Below are 22,274 nucleotides of genomic sequence, written 5' to 3'. Positions count from 1 at the left end.
TAGGGGTTTGGAGGTGAAAATATGGCAGCTGCTGCCAGTAAAGAAAACAAGACACTACCATTGCTGCCTCTGCGCGGTATTCTGGTCTTTCCTCACATGGTCATTCATCTCGATGTGGGACGGGAAAAATCCATCAAAGCCATCGATGAGGCCATGACTCAGGAGCGCTTGATTTTCCTGACCACTCAAAAAGAAGCACAAAATGATAATCCCGGTCCGGAAGATGTTTATGCTATTGGAACCATTGCGGAAGTCAAGCAATTGCTCAAATTACCGGGAGGTACCATTCGGGTGCTGGTGGAAGGTCTGGCCCGGGCACGGATTCGAAAGTACATAGCGGAAGAACCATTCTTCCAGGTTGAAGTCGAAGAACATATGGATGAAGAAAGAAAAACCCCGGAAACTGAAGCCCTGATGCGTACTTTGCTCAACCAGTTTGAGCAATACGTTAAGATCAGTAAAAAAATTCCTCCGGAAACTCTGGCCGGACTGATCAATCTGGATGAACCTGGGCGTCTGGCGGATATCATTGCTTCCCACCTGAGTCTGAAGGTAGAAGAAAAGCAGGCTATCCTGGAAGCATTCTCCGTGGCAGAACGGCTGGAAAAACTCTGTGAAATCGTCGGCAAGGAACTGGAAATCGTGGAGCTGGAACGGCGCATCAATATCCGCGTCCGCAAACAGATGGAAAAGTCCCAGCGGGAGTACTATTTGCGGGAGCAAATCAAGGCCATCCAGAAGGAGCTGGGAGAAAAGGACGAACGGGTGGCAGAAAGTGAGGAATACCGGGAAAAGATCAGGGCCGCCAAAATGCCGAAAGAAGTAGAGGAAAAAGCCTTGAAAGAGGTAGAGCGGCTGGAAAAAATGCCTCCCATGGTGGCAGAGACCGCTGTGATTCGTACATATCTGGACTGGCTCCTGGCTATGCCCTGGGCCAAAGAAACCAGAGATCGCATTGACATCAAACGGGCAGAACAGATTCTGGATGAGGACCATTACGGCCTGGAAAAGGTCAAGGAGCGCATCCTTGAATATCTGGCTATTCGCAAACTGGCCAAGAAGATGAAAGGTCCTATTCTCTGTCTGGTAGGCCCGCCGGGGGTGGGCAAAACCTCCCTGGTCAAATCCATAGCCCGGGCGTTAGAGCGCAAATATATTCGCATGTCCCTGGGTGGGGTACGGGATGAAGCGGAAATCCGCGGCCATCGCCGCACCTATGTAGGCGCATTGCCTGGCCGCATCATTCAGGGTATCAAACAGGCAGGGTCCAAAAACCCCGTTTTCTGTCTGGACGAAATCGATAAAATGTCCATGGACTTCCGGGGAGACCCGTCGGCGGCTCTGCTGGAAGTGCTGGACCCGGAACAAAATGCTAATTTTGTCGATCACTACCTGGAAGTGCCGTTTGATTTATCCAAGGTGATGTTTATCACTACTGCCAATAATCTGTATAGCATTCCGCGGCCTTTGCTGGACCGGATGGAAGTAATTCATGTCAGCGGTTATACCGAGGAGGAAAAAGTACAAATCGCCCTGCGTTATCTTTTGCCCAAGCAGGTCAAGGAACATGGGCTGAAACCGGAACAATTGCAGGTTTCGGAAAATGTTATCCGCCGCATCATCCGGCAGTATACCAAGGAGAGCGGGGTTCGCAACCTGGAACGGCAAGTGGCTGCCCTCTGCCGGAAAGCGGCCCGTCAGATTGTACAGGAAGAGGCAGAAACCGTCAAGGTCACGGTGCAGAATCTGGAGCAATACCTTGGTATTCCCCGTTTCCGCTATGGTACAGCGGAAAAGGCCAATGAAGTGGGAGTAGCTACCGGTCTGGCCTGGACGGAAGTAGGGGGAGACACCCTGGCCATTGAGGTTTCCCTGATGAAAGGAAAGGGCAAGCTCACCCTGACAGGCAAGCTGGGGGATGTCATGAAAGAGTCGGCCCAGGCAGGCTTTACCTATGTGCGCTCTCGGGCCGAACAGCTGGGAATTGACCCTGAATTCCACGAACACACTGATATCCATATCCACGTACCGGAGGGAGCTATTCCCAAGGATGGGCCTTCGGCGGGGATTACCATGGCCACGGCCCTGGCTTCAGCTCTGCTCAACAAACCGGTGCGCTGTGATGTAGCCATGACGGGGGAAATTACCCTGCGGGGACGGGTTCTGCCCATAGGCGGGGTCAAGGAAAAAGTGCTGGCTGCCCACCGGGCTGGAATTACCACGGTAATTTTACCCAGCGAAAACAAGAAAGACCTGGAGGAAATTCCAGCGAATGTGCGCAAAAAGCTCAAGTTCGTCCTGGTTGACCATATGGACCAGGTCTTGAAAGAAGCCATAGTCTGGAATGAAACCGAAGCTCCCAGGTGTGGTGAGGAACAGCATGAAAATCATTAAGGCAGAATATACTGTTAGTGCAGTCAAAGCAGAACAATATCCTCAGGACGGCCGGCCGGAAATTGCCTTCGCCGGCCGTTCCAATGTGGGCAAATCTTCTCTTATCAATACCCTGGTGCAGAGAAAAAACCTGGCCCGTACCAGTTCCCAGCCGGGCAAAACCCAGACCATCAATTTTTATAGTGTCAATGATCTGCTTTACCTCGTGGATTTGCCCGGCTATGGTTTTGCCCGGGTTTCCAGGGCGGAACGGGAGCGCTGGGGACGTTTTATCGAAGCCTATCTCAATCAACGCCGGGAACTGGTGGCAGTGGTGCTGCTGGTGGATATTCGCCATCCCCCTACCCGGGATGACGTGATGATGTATGACTGGCTCTGCTACTTCAACAAACCGACCCTGGTGGTAGCCACCAAGGCGGATAAAATCAGCCGGGGGCAATGGGCCAAACACCTGAAGATTATCAGGAATGAGCTGGGGTTAAAACCGGAACACCAGCTGCTGCCCTTTTCGGCAGAGACCAGGCAGGGTCGGGAAGAAGTATGGGACTGGCTGGCCCGGGCCGCAGGAATTACTGAGGAGAACGGAGGCTGAGGCATGCTGGAAATCGGTATTCTCCTGGTCAGTTTGGGAGTAATTTTGTTAGGAGCAGAGCTGTTCACCAACGGGGTGGAATGGCTGGGGAAACGATTAGGAATGAACGAAGGGGCGGTGGGCAGTATTCTGGCAGCGGTGGGGACGGCCCTGCCGGAAACCCTGGTACCCATTATAGCCATTCTCTTCAACGCTGGCCAGGAGGCTGGTACAGAAATCGGTATTGGAGCTATTCTGGGAGCTCCGTTTATGCTGGGAACCCTGGCTTTTTGTGTGTCCGGGCTGGCAGCTCTGGCTTTTGCCTATCGGCGCCCCAGCCGCACCTGGATGACAGTGGATAAGAGGGTAGTTGGCCGGGATTTGCGTTTCTTCTTGCTGGTCTATGCTCTGGCCATTGTGGCTTCATTCCTGACTATAAGGCAGTTGAAACTGGCAGTGGCAGTGGCCTTGCTGGGAGCCTATATTATTTATGCTTATAAAACCATTCAGGATGAGGAAGGGGTAGAATGTGAATGCCTTTCTCCTCTCACCTTTGCCAGAAATAATCCCAACCCCGCCCTGGGCATAATCCTGTTACAGGTTGTAACTGCTTTAGGGGCCATTGTAATGGGGGCTGAGTATTTCGTCAAATCTCTGGAAGTTCTTTCGGGACACTGGGGTATTTCGCCGCTGGTCCTGTCCCTGATTATCACGCCCATTGCCACTGAGTTACCGGAAAAGTTCAATTCAGTAATCTGGATTCGGCAGGGAAGGGACACTCTGGCGCTGGGCAATATTTCCGGGGCAATGGTTTTCCAGAGTTCAGTTATTCCCGCTCTGGGGATCTTCCTGACCCCCTGGCAATTTACCTGGCCTTCTTTACCGCTTATTAGCTCCTTTTTTGCTCTGGCCTCCGCAGGTTATGTTTATCTTTTGATGAACATCAAAGGCAGGATTAGTGCCTTTACCTTGCTGGCAGGCGGTATTTTTTACGGGTTATTTTTGTTAATCGCCTTTAGCCAGTGATATTGACAAGAAGCGGGGGAGAGGATATAATTAAGTTGCGGTAAACGATAATAACACTCATTAGCGAAAATGTAAAAAAGTTTACAAGTTTGGAGTTCATTTTTGAACTCCAATACCATAGACCCACACCCACTCATCCATCCTCTCCCCATGTTAAAGCCCCGGTCATGACCGGGGCCCTTGTTTTTATTGCTGTCGATCCAGATAGCGCACTGCTGCCAGAGCCGCTACCAGCCCTTCTCCTACAGCCTTGGCCAGCTGGTAGGGGGTACCGGTACAGTCCCCGGCGGCAAAAACACCTGGGAGATTGGTTTCCTGCTGGCGGTTGACTTTAATATGGTTATCCTCCAGCTCTAGCCCTGGAATCAGTTGACCGGGTGGTAAGGTCTCTTTTTCCAGAAAAACTCCATCCACTGTCAGCCGGGTACCGTCGGCCAGCTCCAGGGCCTCCACCTTATCCTGACCATGGATTGCCCTGGGCCTAATGAACACAACCTCCAGATTGGCAGCTTGAAAACCTATATTCTTTTCATAAAGGGGAAGATAGTAGACTTTGCCGCAGATCTGGGTCAAGAAAGGCAGTTCTTCTTCCCCTTTGGGGTTTTCGGCTATGTAGGCTACTGTTTTACCCTGATAAAGGGGACCATCGCAAGTGGCACAATAGCCTACTCCTTTGCCCAGCAGTTCCTGTTCTCCAGGCAAAAAGCGGGCCATAGGTATGCCGGTGGCGATAATCACCGTTCTGGCCTGGTAGAATTCATTTTTGGCCAGCAGGCCAAAAACTTCTCCCTGAGGTGCGACCTGAGTAACCTGCTGGGGCAGGATATTGAGCCCCAGACTCTGGTAATGGGCGAGAAAACGCTGGCGCATTTCATCTCCGCTCATTTCCGGCAGGCCCAGGTAATTGTCCACCCGGGGGGCTTTATGTAATTTAGGGGAACAAAAATCTGTCCCGAAGTGGATGATGGACTTACGGCGAATCTGACCATTGATGGCGGCTGAAAGGCCAGCGGGGCCGCAGCCGATGATGGCGATATCATAGATTTTATCCTCCATGCCAATCCCCTTTCTGTTGCTTGTGTTTCTTTCATAGTATGACCGGTAGAGGAAAAAGTTAGACCTGGCAGGGATTGGGGATTTAGTGGAGAATATAAACAAGGGATTCTGGAGGTGAGGGTTGTGTTGCGGGAGGAATGCGCTTTTTGTCTGCGGGATATTCCCCTTTTTGCCGGGGTACAGGAAGATCTTTTCCAGCATATTTGCCAGAATACAGGGAAAAGGCACCTGGAAAAAGGGGAGGAACTGTTTCGGCAAGGGGAACCGGCGGAAACGGTATTTCTGCTCAAAGAGGGTTCTGTCAAACTGATCCAGTTTACAGAAGAAGGCAGGGAAGTGATTGTTGATATTGCTGGCAAAGGGGATGTACTGGGGGAAGAAAACCTGTTTTCAGTGCAAAACTGGCCGGTAACTGCGATCGCTCTGGAGAACACCCGCTGCTGTACCATCAGCAGACAGCAGCTGGAAAAGGCGGTGCTGGCTCAGCCCCGCCTGACCATGCAGTTAATTAGCTATCTGGGGAGCAAGTTTTATCAGGCTCTGGAAAGCAAGGGGGAGTTATTGACCGATACCGTGCCGGTACGCCTGAGCAAGTTACTGGTCCGGCTGGCCCGGGAGCATGGTCGTTCCACTCCCCAGGGGACGGTGATCCAGGTTCAGCTGACCCAGCAGGACCTGGCCGATATGCTGGGAGTTTCCCGGGTAATTGTGGTCCAGGCCTTAAAAGAACTGAAGGAAAGCGGCAGAATTGACAAACAGGGGAGATATTATTTGCTCAAGGACAAATGTTTTTAATGGGACAGGGCTGAGCGGGCCGGCTCTGGATTGACCAACTCCTTTTCTGGCAGAGGAGCAGCCAGCTGGCCGGTACTGACCATCATTTCCTGGAGATTATTAAAAGCAGTCGCGGCAGGGAGAGGACTTTCGGCCCAGACTCCGGCCTGATAATAGCGGGTAAGCATTTGCTCCAGTTCTGCCTGGCTGTATTCGGGGAAGAAGGGCTTGATGGCAGCGGCCGTATCGGTCGGGGTATGTTCTGCCACCCAGCGCTGGGCCCGGGCCAGGGCCCGCAGGAAGGCCAGGGTGGAGGTCTTTTTTAATTCCAGAGTGGAGGGCAAGCTCAGGTAAACCGCAAAAGGCAATTCTGGCTCAGCCTGGCCCAGAGAGGCCAGTACCTTTCCCTGTCCCTGTTTTTCCAGAGTAAAGGCCAGGGGCTCAAAAGCCTGTAGATAATGGCCACTGCCGCTGATGAAGGCTCCGGCTACCCATTCTGCCGGGATATTCTGGACTAATGTTACATCCCGGTAAGGTTTGAGGCCCTGTTGCTGCAATAGCCAGTTCAGAGCCATTTCCGGCATGCTTCCCCGGCGGCTGGTGATAACCATTTTGCCTTTGAGATTGTTCCAGGTGAAATCAGGTTCAGGCTGGCGGCCAATTAAAAAGGAACCATCCCGGCGGGTTAACTGGGCGAAAACCAGGGGCAATTCCCGAAGGGGAGGGTGCTGGCGGCGAGCCTGAAGGACCAGGTCAGGCCCGGCCAGGATAAAATCAGTTTCCTGCTTGATCAGGGAAGCTAGAGATTTATCCCCGCCCCAGGCAGTTTGAAGCTGAACTTCCAGGTGTTCGGCCTGAAAAAAGCCCTGGCTGAAGGCTACATACTGGGGAGCATAATAGACACTGCGCACAGCTTCGGTCAAACGGACCGGGGTTAATTTTTTTTCAGTGATAGGGGGTTTGGCTTCTTTGCTGAGACTGCAACCTGCCAGGAGCAAGGAAATAAGCATAACCAGTACCCATCTGAAGATGCTCATTTTCCACCCACCTCTCCTTCATCAGTATGGAGTCACTATTTTCAATATATGAATTTTTAATTTATAATAGAAGGGTAAAAAAGAAAGGAGGCAGGAAATGATAGGGAAAATGGAACTGGCGACGGGAATTTTTCTTCTCACGTATGCTCTGATTGTGGCGGAAAAACTGCCACGAACAGCTGTAGCCCTGGCCGGTGGCCTGGCTATGATTTTGCTGGGTTTAGAGACCCAGGAGCAGGGGTTACATCATGTGGATTTTAATACCCTTGGCTTATTGATCGGGATGATGATCATTGTGGGGATTATTCGCAAAACCGGAGTTTTTGAGTATCTGGCCCTGACATCTGTGCGGCTGGCAAAGGGGCGGCCGTTAGCTTTGCTGGTTTACCTGAGTCTTTTAACTGCAGGGGCTTCCGCTTTTCTGGATAATGTCACCACGGTTTTGCTGGTAGCACCTGTTACCTTTACTCTCTGCCGGGAAATGGGGATCAGCCCTATACCCTTTCTCATCAGCGAGATCATCGCTTCTAACGTAGGTGGAACGGCGACTCTCATCGGGGACCCACCCAACATTATGATTGGTAGTGCCGTCAAGGAGCTGAGTTTCCTTGATTTCATGCTGCACCTTGGCCCGGTGGCGATTATTGTTATGGCAGTCACCCTGCCGATTCTGGTTTTGATTTACCGGCGGCAGCTGGTTATCGATGAGGAGACCAGGCAACGGCTGTTACAACTGGATCCGGCGCGAGAACTGAAAAAGGGACCATTGCTTTATCAATCTTTGGGAGTACTGGCCTTGACCATTCTGGGCTTTTTCCTGCACCAGGTTTTTCATATTGAATCAGCCACCATTGCCATGGGGGGAGCGGTACTCTTGCTGTTGCTCTCCCGGATTGATCTGGAGGAAGCTTTTCATACAGTGGAATGGGGAACCATTTTCTTCTTTGTAGGCCTGTTCGCCCTGGTAGGGGGTCTGGTGGAAACGGGAGTAATCAGCCGGCTGGCCCAGTGGACTTTGACTGTCACCAGCGGGGATACGGAGCTGGCGGCAGGATTGATTCTCTGGGTGGCGGCCATAGCTTCGGCATTTGTGGATAATATTCCCTTTGTAGCTACTATGATTCCCTTGATCAAGGAGGTAGGCCTGACCGGCGGGATTGCCAATCTGGAGCCCCTCTGGTGGTCTCTGGCTCTGGGAGCCTGCCTGGGCGGCAATGGAACACTGGTAGGTGCTTCAGCCAACGTGATTGTAGCGGGAATGGCTGAGAGTCAGGGTAAACCCATCGGCTTCCTGCGCTTTATGCTGGTAGCCTTCCCCTTGATGTTGCTCTCGATTGTTATAAGCCATATCTATATAACCTGGCGCTACTTCTAAATCAAACCCCCTGACCTTACCGGCAGGTAAGGCCAGGGGGTTTTTTAAGTCCAGGGACAGGCCAGCGGATCACTGGTAAGATGGATGACCTGAAAACCGGCTTCGCTGAGGGCTCGTTTTACCAGCTCTTTATCCTCCTGAGCCAGTTTGAGAACAATTTCATCGGGCAAGACCACCAGTTTTTCCACCCGGAGATTGTACCGGTCAAGGGCGGTAACCAGACTGGCCAGAAATCCTTTGCGGGGACTGATGGCAATAGTTACCCGGGTACCGGGTTCGGCAAAACCGAAGGCGGTGGCAAAAATGCGAAAAACATCGGTTTCGGTGATAATACCTACCAGGCGCTGGTTTTCCACCACAGGCAGGCAATCCAGATGGCAGCTGGCAAAGAGATGGGCTGCTGCTTCAACCGTGGCGGTTGGTTCAATAAAATGGGGATCGGTTTTCATGATTTGTCGGACCGGGGTCCGGCTCAGCAAGTTGGCTTCATACTTATTCAATTCCTTGCGCGGAAAAAGGCGCAGGATATCGGTTTCACTGAGCAGACCTACCAGTTTGCCCTCCCTGGTGATTACCGGCAAATGGCGAACACTGTGAGTGCGCATCAATTCCAGGGCCTGTCCCACCTGGGCATCAGCACTGATGCTGACCGGCTGGGGTGTCATGATCTCTGCAATTAGCATTTTATCCCCTCCTCCCCTATAGTTTTCGCTGAAAATGCAAAAAATCCTGTTAGCCGGGGCAAGTTATTACTGTGGAGGTGGTTATTATGCCTTTTTTCCTGGCACTGGCTTTGACCTGGGCATCAATGCCCCTGGTTATGGAATTAGCCGAAAAAATGGGGGCGGTGGCCCAACCGGGAGGACGTCATATTCATGCCCGGCCTATACCCCGCCTGGGGGGACTGGGAATAGCTCTGGGCCTGTTTATTGGCTGGCCCCTGGCGGTAGGGCTGGATTCCCGGCTGGCAGGGCTGATTTTAAGCAGTTTGTGGCTGGTATTACTGGGCATAATCGATGACTGGCGGGGGATGAAAGCCTGGCATAAACTGCTGGGCCAGCTGGCTGCGGCCCTGATTCTGGTGGGCTATGGTTTTTACAGTCAGTGGGCTGTGAATCCTTTTGGTGGCCTGTTCTATATTGATGGCCTGGGAGCGGTATTTTCTATCCTCTGGGTCGTCGGTCTGATCAATACTATTAACCTGACTGATGGTTTAGATGGACTGGCAGGCGGGATTACCCTTTTTGCCAGCCTTTTTCTGGCCTTGCTTTTTGCCGGGGCCGGGGAATGGCGGGCGGCCCGGCTGGCCCTGGTGCTGGCCGGGGCGGTACTGGGCTTTCTCTTTTATAACTTCCATCCAGCCCGCATTTTTCTCGGGGATACAGGCAGTATGTTGCTAGGATTTACCCTGGCGGCCATAACTCTGGAAGGAATGGCTGGTGCCCTCTCCCTGGTACGCATTCTGGTGCCGGTGCTTATCCTGGCCTTGCCCATCAGTGATGTCCTGCTGGCGATTATCCGGCGGCGGGCCAACGGGCAGGGCGTTTTTGTCCCCGATCGGGGGCATTTGCATCACCGTCTGCTGGATTGGGGTTTAAGCCAGCGGCAGGCGGTACTGGTCCTCTATGGCGGAACTTGCAGTCTGGGTTTACTGGCTATCGGCCTGTCAGGCATCAATCTCTATTACTCTTTTACTGCCCTCCTGGCAGGAGGCATCATCTTGCGCTGGCTCTATGGCCAGAGAAGGGAGGTAGCCTGAAATGCGGCGTACGCTGGGGATATTGCTGATTTTCATCCTTTTTGGGGCAGGAATCTGGTGGTACCGGGAAGGGAAAATTTCTCCTCCCATTAGCGGTCAGGCAGTACGTAAACCCCAGCTACCGGGTTTTACCGTGCTTCTGGTAGGACTGGACAAGCGCCCTCACGATCCTACCCCTCGCAGTGACTCCATTATCGCCGTGCGGGTGGATTCCGAGAAAAAGCAGATTGGCGCTCTTTCCATTCCCCGCGATACCCGGGTATTGCAGCCTGATGGTGTGATGGGGAGAATTAACCGGGTCTATTTCAAATGGAAAATCGATGGGTTGTTGCTGGCAGTTAATCACCTGCTGGGTACTGCTATTGAACGCTATATTATCACTGATATAGCAGGATTGGCTCAGGTAGTAGATGCCCTGGGAGGGGTAACTATCTATGTGGAAAAAGATATGTACTGGCGGGATGACCTGGGGGAAATCAATCTCAAAAAAGGCTGGCACAGACTCAATGGTCAGCAGGCTGCGGGCTATGCCCGTTTTCGCCATGACCCCCAGGCAGACATCGGCCGCACCCGGCGACAGCAAAAACTGCTCCAGGCTATCTGGCAGGAAGCCAGAAAGCCGCAAAACCTGGGGCGGCTGCCTCAGGTCTGGCTGAAAATCAATCAGGCGGTGACCAGCAATCTATCCTGGCAGGAAAAAAGCCAGCTGGCTGAGGCTTTTTTGACTATCGAGGGTTACCAGGTCAAAACGGCTACTCTGCCGGGCCGGCCGGCTTATATCGGTGGAGCCAGTTACTGGCTGGTGGAGAGAGCGGCAGTTGAAAAAAGTGTAAAAGAAATTTTAGGCAGATAAAAATAAAAGGATTTTATTCCTTTCTGTCGAAATACATTATCATTATTGATATTGCTGGAATTTAAGGAGCGATGTTAGTTGAAAATCCGATTTGGTGCGGCAGGCAACCCTGATTCCTTTTATGCTGCCGGTTACAGGTCTTCGCTGCAGATGCCTGCCTATCTGGCCAGTCTGGGTCTGAATGCCTATGAGTATCAGCTCAGCCGCGGGGTACGGATTTCGGAAAAGATGGCCAGGCAGCTGGGGGAAGAAGCGGTTAAGCATGATGTTCTCCTTAGTGTTCATGCTCCCTATTACATTAATTTTGCCTCACCGGATCCGCAAATTCAGGCCAGTTCCCGGGAACACCTGCTCAAGTCAGTAGAAGCAGCCCGCTGGCTGGGAGCACAACGGGTGGTATTTCATCCCGGCGGAGCGGCCCGGATGGAGCGGGAAACGGCGGTACAACTGGTAAAAGAGAGGCTACAAGAGGTTATCGCCATACTGGAAGACCGGGGCTGGACGGATGTTTATCTTTGCCCGGAAACCATGGGCAAGAAAAACCAGGTGGGCACTCTGGCGGAAGTGATTGAATTTTGCCAGTTCAGCCCCATGCTATTGCCCTGTGTGGATTTTGGTCACCTCAATGCCCTCTTGCAGGGAGAGCTGGAGACGGAAGCGGGCATGAATCGGGTACTGGAGGACCTGGCAGCTGGTCTGGGCCCGGATGTGCTGAGCAAGTTGCATGTACATTTCAGTCCGGTGGAGTACACAACCGGTGGAGAAAAACGGCATGCTACTGTAGCGGATGGAATTCCTCCGGATTTTCGCTGGCTGGTTCCGGGATTGAAGGCATGGAAAGCAACTCCGGTGATTATCTGCGAATCAGCGGGGACCCAGGCGGAAGATGCCTGTCATTATCGCGACCTCTATCTTGAGGGATAATGGAGCAGAGAGAGGGAAACCGGATGAAAAGAAAGATGTCTCTAGTTAAGCAATTCAGTATCTCCAGTTTTATTGTCATCAGTTTGCTGGGAGTGGTGCTGGCTCTTACCTTTTCCGTTTTTTTCGAAAAACAGGTACTGAATGTGTCGGCAGAACGGACAGCTGATCTGGTCAATATCATTGTTTCCTATTCCTTGCGGCCGGAGGATTTCAGCCAGCCTATGAGCGGCCCTCGTCTGGATGCTATCGATACTGTGATCAGGGAAAATATTACTAATGAACCGGAAATGAAACTGGTAAAAATCTGGAATACCCAGGGGCAAATTATTTATTCCAATAAAGGGGACTTGATCGGTCAGAGTTTCCCGAAGGAAAGTGATCTGAAAGAAGCGCTGGCAGGAAAGATAGTTGCGGAAATAGCTGATATGCAGAAACCGGAAAACCAGATAGATGAGCTGGATCCATCCAGGCGCTATATAGAGGTTTATGTTCCCATCCGCGATAAAGCTTCTGGTCAGACGCTGGGCGTATTTGAGGTTTATCGGGAAGCGGATAATATCTACGAGTATATTGCCAATGGGCAAAAATTCGGTCGTTTCTTCATTGGCATCAGCTTTCTGGTCTTATATTTATCTCTGTACCAGATTGTTAAGCGGGCAGCTAAAACCATTGAGGAACAAAATGTGGCCATTCGGCGCCTGACCAGTCGTCTGGATGAGACCATGGCGGCCCAGGAGGCCATCCATGTAGGTACCATTAAAGCTCTGATGAGTGCCCTGGATGCCAAGGATCATTATACTGCCGGGCATTGCATGCGGGTGACTGACTATGCCCTTTTACTGGGGAGAGCTGTTAATTTGCCTCAGGAGCGTCTGGATTTGCTGGAAGAAGCCGCCCTTTTCCATGACATCGGCAAAATCGGTATTCCCGAGCAAATTCTGAACAAAAAGGATTCCCTGACCACGGAAGAATTTGAAGAAATGAAAAAACACCCGGTAATTGGTGCCGAAATCATTGCCTCTACCAGGGTATTTGCTGAACATGCCGAACTGGTCCGCCATCACCATGAGCGTTATGACGGGCGAGGTTATCCTGATGGGCTGAAAGGAGAGGAAATTCCCATTGAGGCCAGGATTATGGCCATAGCTGATACCTATGATGCCATGACCAGTGACCGGCCTTATCGCAGCCGGATGTCAAAGGAAAAGGCGATTAATATTTTGCTGGATTGCCGGGGTACCCAGTTTGACCCGCAACTGGTAGATGTTTTTGTGGAATTGATCCGTTAAAAAGGGGGGAGTTGAGTGGAGCTGACAGGTAAACATTTGCGCCGTCTGCCGCTTTTTGCCGGTTTGCCGGAAGAGGCCCTGAACGAACTAGCCAAACTGGTGAGGGTGAGGAATTATAAAAAAGACATGCTGATTTTTCTGGAAGGGGAGCCCGGAGAGGGTTTGCATTTTGTCCAGCAGGGGAAAGTAAAAATCTACAAAATGGCCAGTGATGGCAAGGAACAGATTTTGCATTTCCGTCAGCCCGGTGATATTTTCGCCGAAGTTACCCTTTTTGATGGCGGGCCTTATCCAGCTTCGGCGGAAACGATTGAGGAAAGCCAGATTGGCATTATCCGTAATGCTGATCTTTACCAGTGGCTGGAACATCATCCCTCCCTGACGGTGCAGTTGCTGAAGGACATGGCCAAAAAACTCAGGGAAGCCCAGCAACGGCTGGTGGAACTGGTTCAGAAAGACACCTACGGTCGGGTTGCTTCTACCTTACTAAGGCTCGCCGAAAGTTTCGGCAGTGAGTGTGCAGTTTGCAAGGAAAGCACAGTCATTAACCTCTACCTGGACCGTCAGGAACTGGCCAATTATGCTGGCACTTCCCGGGAGACGGCAACCCGGATTTTGCAGGACCTGGCCCGCAGTGGAATCATTAAACTGGAAGGCAAAAAAATCACCATTCTCAAACAAAAGGAACTGGAACGCTGGTTGTAGAGTGTGAGCAATCTCACACTCTTTTTTGTTTTTGCTTACAGTAACCTGCTGTCTGCCTCCGGTATAATTAGCCCTGAACAAAACTAAAGGAGGCCTGGTCATGGGTATTTTCGATTTTTTGCTGGGTGGCAATAAACAAAATCATAAGGAAAGTCATGGTTGTGCCAGCTGTGCTGCAGCGGATAGCTGTTATTCAGCCCACGAATCAGTGAACCAGCTGCAGGAAAGGATGAGCCAGCTGGGTTTACCCAGTGTATTTGATCGTTATCAGGCTCAACAGCCTCAGTGCGATTTCGGGAAAAAGGGAATCTGCTGCCAGCTGTGCAGTCATGGTCCCTGTCGGATTACTCCCAAAGCTCCTTACGGGATCTGCGGAGCTACTGCTGATACTATTGTTGCCCGAAATCTGGCCCGTTTAACAGTGCACGGAGTGTCAGCCTATACCCATCACCTGGAAGAATTGTGTAAAACTCTGAAAGCCACTGCGGAAGGGAAAACTCCCTTCACCATTGGCGATCCTGATAAATTGAAAGCTCTGGCTCAGGTACTGGGGCTGGATCCGGAACAGCCGGTGAATGAACTGGCCAAAGCGGTAGCGGATATTGTGCTGGTGGAATTGCGCAAAGGAGCCGATGAACCTCTAGCTCTGGTCAAGTTGTTTGCTCCTCCTACCAGGATTCAGGCCTGGGAGAAGCTGGGGATTGTTCCCGGCGGTCCTCTGTCCGAGGTGCGGGATGCTTTGACCAAAACCATGTCCAACATCACCAGTGACCCGGTAGATCTGTTACTCACTACTTTGCGGCTTGGCATTGCTGCCGGTTACATGGGTCTGGTAGCAACCATCACCCTGCAGGACATCCTGCTGGGCTCTCCGAAATTGGTGAAGAGCGCGGCAGACCTGGGCATTCTGGATCCTGATACGGTCAATATTGTAGCTCACGGACACGTGCCTTTGATGGCCACTGCCGTGATTGAGGCCGTCAATGATCCGGAACTGATTAAGCTGGCGGAAGCCGCTGGCGCCAAAGGCATCAAGGTCTATGGTTCCATGTGTACCGGTCAGGAGCTGATGCAGAGAAATGCCCACAATCGTTCCGGCTATGCCGGCCAGCTGGGTAACTGGATAACCCAGGAATTTATGATTGCTACCGGTGCGGTGGATCTGGTAATGATGGATATGAACTGCTCGATTCCGGCCTTGAAATATGTGGCTGACCGCTTCCACACTAAACTGATCTCCGTATCCCACATTCTGCGCATGGCCGGGGTGGAAACCAATATCGATTACAAGCCGGAAAAAGTGGCAGAACAGGCCCGGGAAATCGTGAAAATGGCTATTGCTGCTTACAAGAACCGGGGCAAGGATGTGGTGATTCCGGTCAACCAGAAGCCGGTGGTAGCAGGCTTTGGCCTGGAAAGCATAGCTTCTGCTCTGGGCGGTAGCCTGAATCCCCTGCTGGATGCTATTAAATCTGGTGCTATTAAAGGGGTAGTCGCGGTAGTAGGTTGCACCAACAACCGCAATGGGCATGATTCCATGGGCATCGCCCTCACTAAAGAGCTGATTAAGCGGGATATTCTGGTGATCAATTCCGGTTGTATGTCCAGCGCTACCGAAAATGCCGGTCTGATGGACCCTGCAGCTGCGGAACTGGCCGGTTCCGGTCTGAAGGCGGTTTGCCAGTCCCTGGGCATTCCTCCTGCTTTGAACTTCGGTTCCTGTGTGGATATCGGCCGTATCGGGGTAGTGGTAACTGAATTGGCCAATGCCCTGGGTGTAGATCCTTCCCAGCTGCCGGTAGCAGCTTCTGCGCCTGAGTATCTGGAACAAAAAGCAGTTGCCGATGGGGCTTTTGCCGTAGCCTTTGGTTTACTAACCCATTTGGCACCTGCGCCACCGGTACTGGGCTCTGAACTGGTAACCAGGATTCTTACCAAAGATGTGGAAGACCTGACCGGCGGTCGCTTCCTGGTGGAACTGGATCCCGTTAAAGCTGCCGATGCCATTGAAGCCCATATTCTGAAAAAGCGCCAGGCCCTGGGCATTTAACCGGGGAGGGAGAAAGGCGGCAGTCGCTGACTGCTGCCTTTCTGTGTTATAATAACGCTAAGAGAGAATGGGAAGGATGGGAGAAAAGATGTTTAACAGTGTTGCGGAACTGAAAGAAGCTTTTCGCCAGCAGGGTTATATCGGGGAAGAGGAGATCATAACCACTGTTTATCTGGCCTTGAAACTGGGCAAGCCCCTGTTGATTGAAGGAGCACCTGGAGTAGGGAAAACGGAAATTGCCAAGGTATTAGCCCGGATTTTTAACACCGAACTGGTGCGCCTGCAGTGCTATGAGGGTCTGGATGAAGCTAAAGCCCTGTACGAATGGAACTATCAAAAACAATTGATTGCTATCCAGATGGCCAAGGAGATGGGCTGTGTAGCTCCGGGGGCAGATAATCTCTTTTCCGGGGAATATCTGCTGGAAAGGCCTCTGCTCAAGGCCATTCGTGCTGAAAAACCGGTAGTATTGCTGATCGATGAAGTGGATAAGACGGAAACGGAGTTTGAGGCTTTCCTCTTCGAAGTACTGAGTGATTTTACTGTTTCCATTCCTGAGCTGGGGACCATGGTGGCCCGAACCCGGCCGATTGTGATTCTGACCTCCAATGCGGAACGGGAGCTGTCTGATGGTTTAAAGCGCCGTTGTGCCTATCTCTACATTGAATACCCCTCCTATGACAAGGAACTGGCAATTATCCGCACCAGAGTGCCGGAAGCTGAGGAACAGTTGGCCCGACAGGCTGCGGCGGTGGTTCAGACCTTGCGGCAAATGGACCTCATCAAGAAGCCTTCCATTGCCGAGACGCTGGACTGGGTCCGGGGACTGCTGGCCCTGGGCGCAGCAGAAGTAAATACCCGGAACCTGGAGCAGACAATGAATTTACTGCTGAAGCACCGGGAAGACCGGGAAATGGTCAAGGAAGCCGGTGGTTGTGCTGGTTTATGCCAGCGGGCAGGATGTGGAAGAAGGGATAAATAATGGATATGCTGGCCCGTTACTTGCGCTTTATTATCGCCCTGCGCAGCCTCAATTTGCGTATCAGCACTGCTGAAGTGATGGATGGGCTGGAGGCCTTACTTGCTGTAGACTGGACCAGCCGCTCCCAGGTAGAGACTGCTCTCATCACTACCCTGGCTAAAGACGCCCGCAGCCGGCGGCTGGTGCGCCAGGCCTTTGCCAGTTATTTTCGGCCTCCGGAGCAGGTAGCGGAAATGCTAGCCCAGTATGCGGCTCAGCAGCAGGAACAGGCCCAGCAGCTGGCTGAAGCGGAGGCGGAGCTGGTTTTCACCGGTCCGGAGGAAGAGTGGACTCAGGAACTGCAATTATCCCAGGAAGATAAAGAAACCTATGCCCGCCTGCCGGAAGAGGAAAAGCAAAAACTGCGGGATTTTTTACAGCAGTACGCAGCTGGAAACCAGATTGTGGACCCGCGCGGCCTGATGGAAAGGGTGGTGCAAAGTCAGCTCAATTACTGGAAACGCAAACTGCTGGCTGAAGAGGAAGAACGGGAAAGCAGGCAGGTGCAGTTGAAACCCCTGGAGACAGGGGATGCGGAGCTGGATGCCCTGCTGAGCCAGCTGGTAGTGAATGTGCCGGAAGAGGATAGCTTGCTCTATCAGGATATGAAGAACATCGAAGATGAGGACTTGCCCCGGGTAACCCGCCTGATTCAGCAGCTGACCCGGCGGCTGGCGGTGAAAATTTCCCGCCGTTACCGGCAAAGCCAGCGCCGTCGTTTACTGGATCTGCGCCGTACTATTCGCCACAATATCCAGTACGGGGGAGTAATGTTTCGGCTCAAATATCGACATCATCGCCTGGATAAACCCCGGGTAGTGCTGATCTGTGATGTTTCCGGTTCCATGGCCCGTTATGCCCGGTTTGTCCTGCAGTTCGTCTATGGTCTGGCCGGAGCGGTCCGGGATGTGGAAGCCTTCGTTTTCGCCGAGGACCTGGAACGCATTACACCGGTATTGAAACAAAGGCAGGGTTTTGCCGAAACCATGAGTGAGATCATGGCCCGCAGCAAGGTCTGGGGGCAGGGTACTAACCTGGCTCAGGCCCTGGCCCAGCTGGAACGGGATTATCAGCGGGTGCTGACTCCTTCCACGCTGGTGATTTTGCTCAGTGACGGCAAGACCACCGGGCTGGAACAGGCAGCAGCCCGGCTTAAGAAGGTGCGGGGACGGGTCAAGCATATCCTCTGGCTCAATACCCTGCCCCGCAAGGAGTGGCCTCTGACCCGGGCCCCCAGGTTACTGGGGCAACATGCCCGCTTACTGGAGTGCAACACTATCAGTCATCTGGAACAAATTTTGTCCCGCCATCTCTCATTTGCTTGACGATAGCTGGTACAGGTTTTATAATGTAATTAGAAATGATTATCGTTATGAGAGGGGACGGGGCCATGAAACAGACCCGGATGACCAGACAAAAAAAGATAATCCTTGAGGTTCTGCGTTCCACCAGGTCTCATCCTACTGCTGACTGGATCTACATGGAGGCACGCAAGCAGATTCCTAACCTGTCCCTGGGGACTGTGTACCGCAACCTCAACCAGCTGGCGGAAATGGGCGAGATTCTGGAATTGAATTATGGCAGCAGTTTCAGCCGTTTTGATGGCAATCCGGTACCCCACTATCATCTGGTCTGTGAAAACTGTGGCCGGGTTTATGACCTGGAACTGCCGGTAATGCACCAGCTGGAAACTTCCGCAGCTGCGGTGAGTGGGGCGGAAATTCGGGGACATCGCCTGGAATTTTATGGGATTTGCAACCACTGTAAAAGGGAACAATATCAACAGTAGAGGTAAACTGTATAAAAACAACCCCCTGACAGTAGCTTGTGCCAGTCAGGGGGAATTTATTTTTTCTGGATGATAGCTATAAACAGTTCGGTCAGCTCCGGGTCAAACTGGGTGCCGCTGGCCGCTGCCAGCCGCAGCAGGGCTTCATCCCGGGACAGGCCCTTGCGGTAAGGGCGGTCAGTGGTGAGAGCATCATAGGTGTCAGCTATGGCCAGGATGCGGCTTTCCAGGGGGATGGCCTTTCCTGCCAGACCGACAGGATAACCGGATCCATCCCAGTGTTCGTGGTGGTGGAGAATGATGCGGGCCTGTTGACTGAAACCGTCCATCACACCAATAATCTGGCTGCTAATGCGGACATGAGTTTGCATGGCGGCATATTCCTCTTTAGTAAGGTCTGTCGGCTTACCCAGCAGGTGTTCGGGAATACCGATTTTGCCGATATCATGGAACAGGGCAGCTTCCTCCAGAATTCGTAGTCTCTCGGCGGGTAAACCGATTTTTTTACCCAGCAGGAGGGCATAGTCTGCCACTCGCAGGCTGTGACCGGCGGTATAATGGTCCTTGGCATCCAGGGCGGCCAGCAGGGACTGGATGGTACCCCGGTAGATTTGTTGTTGTTCACTGAGAGAACGGATCAAGCGTTTTTCAATACGATCCAGTTCATTTTTCTGGTGGGAAATGGTGTTGGCCGCGCCAAAGACAATGCGATACTGGACAATAAAGAGGATGAAAAAACTGGCTCCAATCAGGCCCCAGACGCTAAGGGCCACCTGTTTAAGTTTGGCAAAAAGTTCTTCAGTATTCCAGTAGGCTTCATATATGCCGGTAATCTTGCCATTGATTTCGATGGGCAGATAGACTTCAATTAATTCCTGATAGTTTTTGGTCAGGCCGGCTGCTTCGGCATGGGCGGTAGCAGAGTAGTCATCGGTAAATTCTGCTATGATCTGTCCGCTTAATGCGGTTTTGATATCCGGGTTATTGGGTTCCTGCTTTCCGATATATTTGTGATCAGTGGAATAGACGATCATTCCCTGCGAGTTCCAGAGCTTGATGAGCAAGACCTGGTTGCTGGCCAGATAGGCATTGAAGAAATTATCCAGCTCAGCCAATCGCCTGGGAGCAGGAATGGCAGCAAAGTCCGTCGAATTTATATGATCACGCATTAAAGGCAGTTGCTGAGCCTTGATTTGCTGCTTGAACAGCCAGATGGCCGTTTCTTTAATGGTATTATTCAAATCAAAACCCAGGATTGCACCTAAGATTATCATTGTTGCAATACTGTAGATGGCAAACTTTCTAACCACTGCTCTGGTGCCTCCTTAGACACGTTCAACACAAAATCGTTATAATTGTAGAATAAATTCGCTACAATTTCAATAGCCATTTTGCGCTATGAATTTATTTGCAGACTACTGAAAAAAATTGCAGATAGTTTCTGCAAATGATTGCGGAGTCGGGAGGTTGTCTGGCAAAATATTGCCATCTACTTATTTTTATCACTTGAATTTACTGAAAAATCTTAATTTTGGCCTGTTTTTTGCATAACTTATAGTCACGGCAAAGACAAGCTACAAATATGGGCATTTGTCTTTGAGTGATAGACAACAAAAGGGAGTAAAGGAGGAGATAGGGGATGAAGTTGTTCGAGTACATGGCCAAGGAAATCTTTCGCCAGGAAGGCATTGCTGTGCCTGCTGGACGAGTGGCGAACACCCCTGAGGAAGCAGCCCGGGCGGTGGCGGAACTCGGGCCGGCGGCTTTGAAATCCCAGGTGCTGGTAGGGGGCCGGGGCAAAGCGGGAGGCATCAAGTTTGCCAGCACCCCGGAAGAAGCTCTCCAGGTGGCAGAGCAATTGCTGAACATGGAAATCAAGGGCTATCGGGTGGAAACCTTGCTGGTGGAACAAAAGATAGGGATCGAAAAGGAGATCTATGTAGCGATTACAGTGGATGGCAGCGCCCGCAGACCCCTGTTAATCGCATCGGCCCAGGGGGGCATGGATATCGAGGAAGTGCCGGAAGAATACCTGGTCAAGCTGCATCTGGATATCAACCGGGGGATTATGCCCTATCTGGCCCGGGAAATCAGCCGGCGGCTGGGTTTGGCTGGAGATATATACAAGCAGATGACTGTGCTCCTGCAGAAATTGTGGCAGATCTTCCGCCGCTATGATTGTGAACTGGTGGAAATCAATCCTCTGGTGATAAGTGAGGGCAAATTGCTGGCTGCTGATGGCAAAATTAACATTGATGATGAAGCGGCTTTCCGCTATCCGGCAGGATTGCCCAGGGTGGAGGAACGGACAGAACGGGAGAGGCTGGCCCATGAACTGGGGATTTCTTACGTAGAGCTGGACGGGGATATCGCTGTTATGGCCAATGGAGCCGGGATTACCATGGCCACCCTGGATATTTTGCAATATTATGGCGGGCGAGCCCGCAATTTCATGGATGCTGGCGGCGGTGCCAGTGAAGAGGCCACTGCCAGGGCCCTGGAAATTCTTCTTTCCACTCAGCCCAAAGCCATACTGATCAACATCTTTGGCGGGATTACCCGTTGTGATGATGTGGCCCGGGCTTTCGTCAGGGTCAAGGAAAAACTGGGCATCACTGTGCCGGTTGTGATTCGCCTGGTGGGAACCAACCAGGAAGAAGGGGTGGCTATCCTGAAGGAAATCGGGGTAGAAGCCTATGAATCCATGGCAGAAGCAGCGGCCAAAGTGGTAGAACTGGCCAAACAAGCAGGTTAAGGGGGAGCAGGGAGATGGCGATTATTATTAACAAAGATACAAGGGTACTGGTGCAGGGGATTACCGGTAATCAGGGCAGTTTTCATACCCGCCAGATGCTGGCTTATGGTTCCAATATCGTAGCCGGGGTTTCCCCGGGCAAGGCCGGACAGGAAGTGCATGGGGTACCGGTATTTGATACGGTAGCTCAGGCGGTGGAAGCGGTTCAGCCCACAGCTTCCATTATCTTCATACCGGCGCCACTGGTAAAGGATGCAGCTTTTGAAGCCATAGATGCCGGTCTAAAAACGGTGGTTATCATTACCGAGCATGTGCCCTTACATGATGAAATGGAAATCATGGCTTTTGCCCGGGAACGGGGGACAACTGTAGTCGGGCCTAACACCTTCGGGATCATTTCTCCGGGTCAGTGCAAAATGGGGATTATGCCCAACCAGATTTTCCTGCCCGGTAAAGTAGGGGTAGTAGCCCGCAGTGGCACCCTGTCCTATGAGATCGTCTACAACCTGACCCGACAGGGGCTGGGGCAATCTACCGTAGTAGGCTTGGGCGGTGACCGGGTAGTGGGGCTGTCCTTTGTCGATGTGTTACAACAGCTGGAGGCTGACCCGGACACGGAAGCGGTGATCCTGGTCGGGGAAATCGGCGGTAATGCTGAAGAGGTGGCGGCGGAATATATCAAGACCATGACCAAACCGGTGGTGGCCTTCCTGGCCGGCAAGAGCGCGCCTCCTGGCAAGCGTATGGGCCATGCTGGGGCCATTGTGGAACGGGGCAAAGGCACTTTTGCCAGCAAGGTGGAGGCTCTGACGGCAGCAGGAGCCCGGGTAGCGGAATTGCCCTGGCAGGTACCGGAATTGCTTAAGCAGGCGCTCAAGAAATAAGGAGGGGGCGAG

Annotated in this window: 20 protein-coding genes; 16 read left to right on the top strand and 4 right to left on the bottom strand. The window is 52.1% G+C overall.

The window, feature by feature from the left end:
- Positions 1 to 21 precede the first annotated feature (21 nt).
- Genes lon through B5D20_RS00735 form a run of 3 tightly spaced genes read left to right on the top strand, consistent with a single transcriptional unit; the run spans position 22 to position 3,991 of the window.
- A complete protein-coding gene (lon, locus tag B5D20_RS00745; RefSeq protein ID WP_078664303.1) occupies positions 22 to 2,394 on the top strand; it encodes an endopeptidase La in 2,373 nt (790 codons plus the stop codon).
- Positions 2,381 to 2,986: a ribosome biogenesis GTP-binding protein YihA/YsxC gene (gene yihA / locus B5D20_RS00740; RefSeq protein ID WP_078664302.1), complete on the top strand. Its 606-nt coding sequence runs from the start codon at positions 2,381 to 2,383 to the stop codon at positions 2,984 to 2,986. The genes lon and yihA overlap by 14 nt, the downstream gene beginning before the upstream one ends.
- A 3-nt stretch (positions 2,987 to 2,989) precedes the next feature.
- Positions 2,990 to 3,991, top strand: a complete 1,002-nt coding sequence (locus tag B5D20_RS00735) for a sodium:calcium antiporter (protein ID WP_078664301.1) — start codon at positions 2,990 to 2,992, stop codon at positions 3,989 to 3,991.
- A gap of 186 nt (positions 3,992 to 4,177) precedes the next feature.
- On the opposite strand, the gene B5D20_RS00730 is transcribed toward B5D20_RS00735, so the two are convergent.
- Positions 4,178 to 5,047, bottom strand: a complete 870-nt coding sequence (locus B5D20_RS00730) for an NAD(P)/FAD-dependent oxidoreductase (RefSeq protein ID WP_078664300.1) — start codon at positions 5,045 to 5,047, stop codon at positions 4,178 to 4,180.
- 123 nt (positions 5,048 to 5,170) lie between these two features.
- Here B5D20_RS00730 and B5D20_RS00725 point away from each other — a divergent pair, with 123 nt between their 5' ends.
- Positions 5,171 to 5,842 carry a Crp/Fnr family transcriptional regulator gene (locus B5D20_RS00725; protein WP_143311760.1) on the top strand — a complete coding sequence of 224 codons (672 nt, stop codon included), beginning with the start codon at positions 5,171 to 5,173 and terminating at the stop codon, positions 5,840 to 5,842.
- Here B5D20_RS00725 and B5D20_RS00720 read toward each other — a convergent pair.
- Positions 5,839 to 6,858 carry an ABC transporter substrate-binding protein gene (locus tag B5D20_RS00720; protein ID WP_078664298.1) on the bottom strand — a complete coding sequence of 340 codons (1,020 nt, stop codon included), beginning with the start codon at positions 6,856 to 6,858 and terminating at the stop codon, positions 5,839 to 5,841. The genes B5D20_RS00725 and B5D20_RS00720 overlap by 4 nt on opposite strands.
- Before the next feature lie 97 nt (positions 6,859 to 6,955).
- Between B5D20_RS00720 and B5D20_RS00715 the strand changes: the two genes are divergently transcribed.
- Complete coding sequence (locus B5D20_RS00715; protein ID WP_078664297.1) at positions 6,956 to 8,233, top strand: ArsB/NhaD family transporter; 1,278 nt, start codon at positions 6,956 to 6,958, stop codon at positions 8,231 to 8,233.
- A gap of 44 nt (positions 8,234 to 8,277) precedes the next feature.
- On the opposite strand, the gene B5D20_RS00710 is transcribed toward B5D20_RS00715, so the two are convergent.
- Positions 8,278 to 8,916 (bottom strand): CBS domain-containing protein, encoded by a 639-nt coding sequence (locus tag B5D20_RS00710; RefSeq protein ID WP_078664296.1) that lies wholly within the window; start codon positions 8,914 to 8,916, stop codon positions 8,278 to 8,280.
- An 86-nt stretch (positions 8,917 to 9,002) separates the two neighbouring features.
- Between B5D20_RS00710 and B5D20_RS00705 the strand changes: the two genes are divergently transcribed.
- The 9 genes from B5D20_RS00705 (at position 9,003) to B5D20_RS00665 (ending at position 18,623) form a co-directional block, all read left to right on the top strand.
- Positions 9,003 to 9,992 (top strand): glycosyltransferase family 4 protein, encoded by a 990-nt coding sequence (locus tag B5D20_RS00705; RefSeq protein ID WP_078664295.1) that lies wholly within the window; start codon positions 9,003 to 9,005, stop codon positions 9,990 to 9,992.
- A 1-nt stretch (position 9,993) separates the two neighbouring features.
- Positions 9,994 to 10,845, top strand: coding sequence for an LCP family protein (locus B5D20_RS00700; protein ID WP_078664294.1), 852 nt, complete (start codon positions 9,994 to 9,996; stop codon positions 10,843 to 10,845).
- A gap of 78 nt (positions 10,846 to 10,923) precedes the next feature.
- Positions 10,924 to 11,769 (top strand): TIM barrel protein, encoded by an 846-nt coding sequence (locus B5D20_RS00695; RefSeq protein WP_078664293.1) that lies wholly within the window; start codon positions 10,924 to 10,926, stop codon positions 11,767 to 11,769.
- Positions 11,770 to 11,792: 23 nt separating this feature from the next.
- Positions 11,793 to 13,058, top strand: a complete 1,266-nt coding sequence (locus B5D20_RS00690; protein ID WP_159071808.1) for an HD-GYP domain-containing protein — start codon at positions 11,793 to 11,795, stop codon at positions 13,056 to 13,058.
- 15 nt (positions 13,059 to 13,073) lie between these two features.
- The gene (locus tag B5D20_RS00685) at positions 13,074 to 13,763 is read left to right on the top strand and encodes a Crp/Fnr family transcriptional regulator (protein WP_242947907.1); all 690 of its coding nucleotides are present in this window, start codon (positions 13,074 to 13,076) and stop codon (positions 13,761 to 13,763) included.
- A gap of 100 nt (positions 13,764 to 13,863) precedes the next feature.
- Positions 13,864 to 15,813, top strand: coding sequence for an anaerobic carbon-monoxide dehydrogenase catalytic subunit (gene cooS, locus B5D20_RS00680; protein ID WP_078664291.1), 1,950 nt, complete (start codon positions 13,864 to 13,866; stop codon positions 15,811 to 15,813).
- An 88-nt stretch (positions 15,814 to 15,901) separates the two neighbouring features.
- The gene (locus B5D20_RS00675) at positions 15,902 to 16,795 is read left to right on the top strand and encodes an AAA family ATPase (protein ID WP_078664337.1); all 894 of its coding nucleotides are present in this window, start codon (positions 15,902 to 15,904) and stop codon (positions 16,793 to 16,795) included.
- Positions 16,795 to 18,159, top strand: a complete 1,365-nt coding sequence (locus B5D20_RS00670) for a VWA domain-containing protein (RefSeq protein ID WP_078664290.1) — start codon at positions 16,795 to 16,797, stop codon at positions 18,157 to 18,159. The genes B5D20_RS00675 and B5D20_RS00670 overlap by 1 nt, the downstream gene beginning before the upstream one ends.
- A 65-nt stretch (positions 18,160 to 18,224) precedes the next feature.
- A complete protein-coding gene (locus tag B5D20_RS00665) occupies positions 18,225 to 18,623 on the top strand; it encodes a Fur family transcriptional regulator (protein WP_242946581.1) in 399 nt (132 codons plus the stop codon).
- A 56-nt stretch (positions 18,624 to 18,679) separates the two neighbouring features.
- Here the strand turns inward: B5D20_RS00665 and B5D20_RS00660 are convergent, their stop codons facing one another.
- Complete coding sequence (locus B5D20_RS00660; protein ID WP_078664289.1) at positions 18,680 to 19,933, bottom strand: HD-GYP domain-containing protein; 1,254 nt, start codon at positions 19,931 to 19,933, stop codon at positions 18,680 to 18,682.
- Between the two features lie 329 nt (positions 19,934 to 20,262).
- Here B5D20_RS00660 and sucC point away from each other — a divergent pair, with 329 nt between their 5' ends.
- Positions 20,263 to 21,378, top strand: coding sequence for an ADP-forming succinate--CoA ligase subunit beta (gene sucC / locus B5D20_RS00655; RefSeq protein ID WP_078664288.1), 1,116 nt, complete (start codon positions 20,263 to 20,265; stop codon positions 21,376 to 21,378).
- Positions 21,379 to 21,392: 14 nt separating this feature from the next.
- Complete coding sequence (sucD, locus tag B5D20_RS00650) at positions 21,393 to 22,262, top strand: succinate--CoA ligase subunit alpha (RefSeq protein WP_078664287.1); 870 nt, start codon at positions 21,393 to 21,395, stop codon at positions 22,260 to 22,262.
- The last annotated feature ends 12 nt before the right edge of the window (positions 22,263 to 22,274 follow it).

Source organism: Carboxydocella sporoproducens DSM 16521 (assembly GCF_900167165.1).
In the GTDB taxonomy this organism is placed as follows: Bacteria; Bacillota.
The sequence above is the reverse complement of the archived record's forward strand: the minus strand, read 5'-3'. Positions and strand labels throughout refer to the sequence as shown.

Excerpts from the sequence above, each read along its gene's own strand:
- B5D20_RS00730 (WP_078664300.1), bottom strand. The coding sequence starts at position 5,047 with ATGGAGGATAAAATCTATGATATCGCCATCATCGGCTGCGGCCCCGCT.
- B5D20_RS00710 (WP_078664296.1), bottom strand. The coding sequence starts at position 8,916 with ATGCTAATTGCAGAGATCATGACACCCCAGCCGGTCAGCATCAGTGCT.
- cooS (WP_078664291.1), top strand. The coding sequence starts at position 13,864 with ATGGGTATTTTCGATTTTTTGCTGGGTGGCAATAAACAAAATCATAAG.
- B5D20_RS00670 (WP_078664290.1), top strand. The coding sequence starts at position 16,795 with ATGGATATGCTGGCCCGTTACTTGCGCTTTATTATCGCCCTGCGCAGC.
- lon (WP_078664303.1), top strand. The coding sequence starts at position 22 with ATGGCAGCTGCTGCCAGTAAAGAAAACAAGACACTACCATTGCTGCCT.
- B5D20_RS00735 (WP_078664301.1), top strand. The coding sequence starts at position 2,990 with ATGCTGGAAATCGGTATTCTCCTGGTCAGTTTGGGAGTAATTTTGTTA.
- B5D20_RS00690 (WP_159071808.1), top strand. The coding sequence starts at position 11,793 with ATGAAAAGAAAGATGTCTCTAGTTAAGCAATTCAGTATCTCCAGTTTT.
- B5D20_RS00705 (WP_078664295.1), top strand. The coding sequence starts at position 9,003 with ATGCCTTTTTTCCTGGCACTGGCTTTGACCTGGGCATCAATGCCCCTG.
- sucC (WP_078664288.1), top strand. The coding sequence starts at position 20,263 with ATGAAGTTGTTCGAGTACATGGCCAAGGAAATCTTTCGCCAGGAAGGC.
- B5D20_RS00665 (WP_242946581.1), top strand. The coding sequence starts at position 18,225 with ATGAAACAGACCCGGATGACCAGACAAAAAAAGATAATCCTTGAGGTT.
- B5D20_RS00715 (WP_078664297.1), top strand. The coding sequence starts at position 6,956 with ATGATAGGGAAAATGGAACTGGCGACGGGAATTTTTCTTCTCACGTAT.
- B5D20_RS00675 (WP_078664337.1), top strand. The coding sequence starts at position 15,902 with ATGTTTAACAGTGTTGCGGAACTGAAAGAAGCTTTTCGCCAGCAGGGT.
- B5D20_RS00720 (WP_078664298.1), bottom strand. The coding sequence starts at position 6,858 with ATGAGCATCTTCAGATGGGTACTGGTTATGCTTATTTCCTTGCTCCTG.
- sucD (WP_078664287.1), top strand. The coding sequence starts at position 21,393 with ATGGCGATTATTATTAACAAAGATACAAGGGTACTGGTGCAGGGGATT.
- B5D20_RS00700 (WP_078664294.1), top strand. The coding sequence starts at position 9,994 with ATGCGGCGTACGCTGGGGATATTGCTGATTTTCATCCTTTTTGGGGCA.
- yihA (WP_078664302.1), top strand. The coding sequence starts at position 2,381 with ATGAAAATCATTAAGGCAGAATATACTGTTAGTGCAGTCAAAGCAGAA.